The 5,316-nt window shown below is 49.8% G+C and carries 5 protein-coding genes and 1 pseudogene; all 6 read left to right on the top strand.

Annotation, left to right across the window (positions count from 1 at the left end; all coding sequences use genetic code 11):
• Nucleotides 1-376: pseudogene (locus tag ACYQ2W_RS25105) on the top strand (hypothetical protein); the annotation flags it as partial.
• A gap of 139 nt (nt 377-515) precedes the next feature.
• Entirely contained in the window at nt 516-728 is a 213-nt protein-coding gene (locus tag ACYQ2W_RS25100; RefSeq protein WP_459873583.1) for a hypothetical protein, read from the top strand.
• A gap of 90 nt (nt 729-818) precedes the next feature.
• The gene (locus ACYQ2W_RS25095; protein ID WP_459873581.1) at nt 819-1,034 is read left to right on the top strand and encodes a hypothetical protein; all 216 of its coding nucleotides are present in this window, start codon (nt 819-821) and stop codon (nt 1,032-1,034) included.
• A 573-nt stretch (nt 1,035-1,607) separates the two neighbouring features.
• Nucleotides 1,608-2,567 carry a reverse transcriptase domain-containing protein gene (locus ACYQ2W_RS25090; protein WP_459873579.1) on the top strand — a complete coding sequence of 320 codons (960 nt, stop codon included), beginning with the start codon at nt 1,608-1,610 and terminating at the stop codon, nt 2,565-2,567.
• On the top strand, nt 2,554-3,948 hold the full coding sequence (locus ACYQ2W_RS25085) for an ATP-dependent nuclease (protein WP_459873577.1): 1,395 nt from the start codon (nt 2,554-2,556) through the stop codon (nt 3,946-3,948). The genes ACYQ2W_RS25090 and ACYQ2W_RS25085 overlap by 14 nt, the downstream gene beginning before the upstream one ends.
• Before the next feature lie 349 nt (nt 3,949-4,297).
• Entirely contained in the window at nt 4,298-4,642 is a 345-nt protein-coding gene (locus tag ACYQ2W_RS25080) for a type II toxin-antitoxin system VapC family toxin (protein WP_459873575.1), read from the top strand.
• The last annotated feature ends 674 nt before the right edge of the window (nt 4,643-5,316 follow it).

The following is a 5,316-nucleotide window of genomic DNA, read 5'->3' as shown; positions in this document are numbered from 1 at the left end:
TCTCGCCCGGCGCGTCCTCACCGCCGCCGCCGAGGAGCTGGCGCGCCACTGCGGCGCGGAAGCGGTCGGCACGCTGCCCACCCCGCCGGATTCCAGCCGAAACGTCGAACTGCCGCCCGCGCCGGAGCTGGAGGATCGGGAGGCGGTGGAGCGGTGGAGTCGGGCGATTCTGGATGAGGGGCGGGAGATTGGGCGGGTTGAAGGCTGGGAGGATGGGCGACTCAAGGGCCGAGAAGAAGGCAAGGAAGAGGGGCTCAACGAAGGAGCCATCCGCATCGCCCGAAACCTGCTGGCGGAAGGAATGGACGAAGAGCAGGTGGCGAGAGTTACCGGGCTGTTGGCAACCGATGTCGCCATGATATCTCCCGGACATTGACGCCTTTTCAGGAAGCGTGAGTGAAAATCTATCTCGACAATTGCTGCTTCAATCGACCATATGGAATCCTGAAAAAAGCCACATCGATTCACGAAGTGGAAATCACCGATCCCATCGGATTCATCAAAGAGGCATTGAAATGATTACCGACACCGAGATCAAGTCCAAGGGATTTCAGTTACTTGCCCAGCATCTTGGCGATGTCGAGGCAGAGCGTTTTATCGCCCTCATTCAACGAGAGCCTTTTGATTACACGAAGTGGCGCCAAGATTTGGACGAAGAGCTGAGTTTAGAAGAAATCAGCCGCAAAGCGAGGGCTTTACGGAACGGAAAAACTGAACATAGCGCTTAACTGTAGTCGCCTTCTCTTTCGGTAGCATCGAGCAGGTTAATGAATTTCTAGCGGGACTAAATATTGTCTCTAGCGCCAAGGCCGTGGATTATGCATAAGTTCGTGATTTGCATTAAAAATACTGGTTACGAGGTATCGCTTGAGCAACGCAAACTGTATGAGGTTCTACCGGATGACGAGGCAGCCAAGCATGGTCAGCTGAGAGTGGCAGACGAATCCGGAGAAGATTACCTATACCCAATGCAGCTATTCATGGAGCTAGGGCTTTCCGACGAAATCGCGGAAAATGTCTCAAAAATCGCGTGAAGTCACGAGCGATCATAGCCGCAGTCGGCAACACTTCGCCGACGCAAACGACGGCATCAGCCCCCGCTACGCGGCGTCGCCCTATATGGGCTAGTTCACCAATAGCGGTTAAGGACGGAAAGATTAAGGCACGAGCTACGACCTGAAATCTACCCCCAAGATCTATGTAGCTTGGCAGACCACACGGTTGTTCCTGCGGAATCTTCGCGCCCATCAAAGCGCATATCCCCTTCGGGCCCACATACAAATTTGCCCCAGCCGCACCAAATGAACTATAATATGAGAACCAGTGACTAGGAGCATCTCCAGTCGTTTAGCTGGTCCCTAGGTGCCATCATCCAATTTCTTCTAACTGCCCCCTTTGCGGGGGCAGGTGGTTGAAATTCAGGCCCGTCAAAAAAATGGCACGAACCGTGCTTCATTTTCAACCACTCCCTTTGCTCCCCACCCTGTCCGCGCTATTGCCTAGCACACGCGTGTTTGACACAATCTGTCAAACAACGCTCATCAACCAACCGATGTGGTTTGTCATGCTAACGCGACAAGACCACTTCGATTTCACAGGAAATTTGAGTGGGCAATCGGACATTGCAGCAGGCATTTGGGGCAGTTTTCCATAACAAGGAAAGCTTCTCTGAGTTCTGTTCTTTCGACCAACGAAAGCACGTCAACGAGTTCACATACAAAGAACGAAAAGTCCACAAGACATCTGAACAATATAAACGCTATCTTCGCTTTTTGGAAAAAGTTATCCTTCGACATTTGGCTATAAATTCCAGTGTCGTTCATTCTTATATAAAAGGAAGAAGCGCACTAACCGCTGTAGCCGCCCATGCCGAAAGCAGCTCATTCTTCTTGACCGACATCAGATCGTTCTTTCCTAATATCACCGAACTCGATGTAATACACGTTCTAGACCGAGACAAGCACCTAGTCCCAATCACGGACTTTGAACCCTTTATACCCTACCTCGCCAAAATCATGACTTGGAACAACTCACTCCCTGCTGGGTTCCCCACATCACCGCAACTTAGCAATGGGTTTCTTTTTGATTTTGATAACGCGCTATACGAATCCTGCAAGGCCAATGGGCTGACTTACACTCGATACTCAGATGACATAATAATTTCTGGAAAAAACAAAGACAAACTACTTAGCCTAAAGAATACTGTGCAAGACCTCTTGCACAACTATGCCTCCGAAAACCTCTTCATAAACACTGAAAAAACTCGCATAACACACGCTGGAAATAAGATTAAGATTTTAGGTCTTGTCATAACCCCAAAAGGCCGCGTCACAATCGACTCGAAATACAAACGGACTATCGAGAGCCTTTTGCATTTCTATACCACAGACAGAAATCGATACATCGACTTGTTGAAGAACAAATTCAACGGGGAGGAGCATTCATTATTCGGATTACTCCACTATGTAAAGGCCACAGACCCGGAATACCTAGCCAAGTTGCAACGAAAATATGGCTTATTGGCTTTGCGAAAACTCATGGAGGATAGGTGGAGTGGCAATCGATAAGGTATCCATACGGGGCATTAAGAATATCAATGACCTCGATATGGAATTTGAATTCCCGGACTCTAATATAATAGTAATAACCGGAAAAAACGGAATCGGAAAAACCACGATTATCAAGGCATTCCACCTCATCTCCGACCCAGACATTTTCGCAAAATCATCCGGCGAAGATGCTCTCGGAAGCAACAGCATCGTTTCATTTTCACTTGAAGGGATAGCTCCGTTTGGCTTCTATTATAACGAAACCCTTAATGCTTTTGACACCAAAGACGTTCTACCTCAAGAAAACACAATAGTCTCCGAACTACCCATCCCTTATGGCAGCAGGTTTCAACAATTCGCAAAAATTGCGAATTTTGACTCTGAACTAAAAGCCAACATCGCCTCCTCCAACTATTGCAGCGCTACCGACCTAATCGATTTTCTATCCAACGTGTATTCATCTAGAAAGTTTGATAAACTTAGCGCAACAACAATACAAAAAACTGAATTTTATTTTATCTTAAAAAACAATGACTATTATGTGCGAGAAGACCACCTTAGCTCAGGCGAATTCTTTCTCATTCAACTATTTAGGATAATCAACTCTGGTGCAAAATTAATTCTTATCGACGAACTAGACGTTGCCCTAGATGCCGTCGCTCAAGTCAACCTGTACTCCGCGATAAAGCCTATATTACATAAAAAGAAATCTAGACTAATCATCATATCGCACTCACTTGCCTTTATGGAAACCGTGGACGACGGTGGACTGTACTATCTAGAGGACTCTTCTGAAACCGTATCGCTAGAGCAGCGCTCGTTCGGGTACATCAAGTCGGATCTATTTGGCTTCAGAGGATTCGACAGATACATCCTAACCGAAGATGATACGCTAGAAGGTTTTATCGAGTACTTGATAAGACATTATGCAATGGAATGTCACTACCGCCATATAACCATAGGGGTTGGCGGATTTACCCAGCTTGAACGGCTCATCAAGAAAAACGACTCTGAACAAATTTTCGCTCACCATAGCAATGTGATGTGCATTGTAGATGGGGATGTTTTTCAGAAAATATCAGAATCCTACAGAGGGCCCACAAAAATAACATCCTCTAATATACAGGATTTGGAGCTATACATTTATAAAAACAGAGACCACTTACTACCAGACATCGCAAGACCAAGCTATCAAGAGTCATATAAGGAAAAAAAGGCGTCAAAAGCTTATTGGAAATGGCTGACTATCGACAACGACATAAGTACAGACGAGCTTTATAAATGTATTGTCGAATCAAAAAATGAAGAAATAATGCAATTAAAGAACAAGATAGCCTCGTTTCTCGCAAAACAATCTCTCAGGGACGAGGAGTCTTACGCCGGACCGCTCCCCAGCTAAAGAGCAGCCGAAAGCGGGGGTGCAGCAGGACTGGCACCGGAACTGCGGAACGTTTCATACCAGCCTGGCTGGGTTCATCATAAAATTTTTCGGCGGTACCTCCGTTTGCGTCGGCGAGGTATCGCCGACCCACCCGGGACGGAGTCACATCAGGAACGGGACGAAACGGCGGGTCTGCTTCATGTAGTTGCGGTATGCCTCGCCAAGAAACTACAGGGACACCCACCACAACCACAGAAAGGAACTTGGCCCCGCTCTCATATTCGTGATGACTTACAGCCAACCTATTATACAATTATCTGCATGAAAATCGTCGTCGACACCAACATTTTCCTAGCCGTCGCACTAAATGAGCCGAAAAAGAAGCGTATCGTTGATACTTACAGCTCATACGTCCGCATTGGCACCGGAAATTCTGCCATATGAGATTGGCAATGCGCTCTCGGCGATGGTGAAGCGGCATCGATTGACGACGCAGGAGGCACTGAGGGTCGAGGAGCTGGTTGGCCGAATCCCCGTCCGACTGGTGGGTGTAGAGGTTCTCGAATCTCTGCGAATCGCCCTTGAATACGGCATTTACGCGTATGACGCCTATTTTCTGCAATGTGCGCGTGTATTTTCGCTCCCCCTGTTGACGCTCGACCGCCGCATGGTGCAGGTGGCCGGGCGGCTTGGGATCAAGGTCCTGGAGTAGGTCTCATGAAGGTATTTACGTACTCCGAAGCGCGCCAGAACTTGGCGAAGCTGCTTGTGCTGGCGCAGGACGAAGAGGTCGAGATTCGCAGGAAGGACGGTAGCGTTTTTTCTCTGCGAGCGAAGCGGAGTGAGGCCAAGTCGCCGTTCGACATTCCCGGAGTGAGTACGGGGGCTTCCACGTCGGATATCCTCGACTCGGTTCGGGAGTCTCGGGAGCGGTAGTTGTCGCGCGAGCGGGCGGCACGTTATTTCTCCGAACGGTGGCGGTCTTGCCGGGTCTCAAGGCGGGGGTAGGTCGGCGATGCTTCGCCGACGTGAACGGGGGCAGCGGGGCCGGGGTCGTGGGAGGGTGTCCGAGTGGGTTGCGCCATTCGGTTGGGTTCGGCGCGAGGTTTTTCGGCGGTGCCTTCGTTTGCGTCGGCGAGGTATCGCCGACCTACCCGGGACGGGGTAGCGGGGCCGGGAACTTGGGGGATGTCCGGGCGGGTCGTACCGTTCGGTTGGGTTCGTCGCGAGGTTTTTCGGCGGTGCCTTCGTTTGCGTCGGCGAGGCATCGCCGACCTACCCGTTGGGGGGAACGTCGTGCCTGATCGTCACATCAGGAACGGGACGAAACGGCGGGTCTGCTTCATGTAGTTGCGGTATGCCTCACCGAAGTGGGTCAGGTTTTCC

The sequence above is a fragment of the Endothiovibrio diazotrophicus genome (assembly GCF_054657215.1).
The sequence above is the reverse complement of the archived record's forward strand: the minus strand, read 5'-3'. Positions and strand labels throughout refer to the sequence as shown.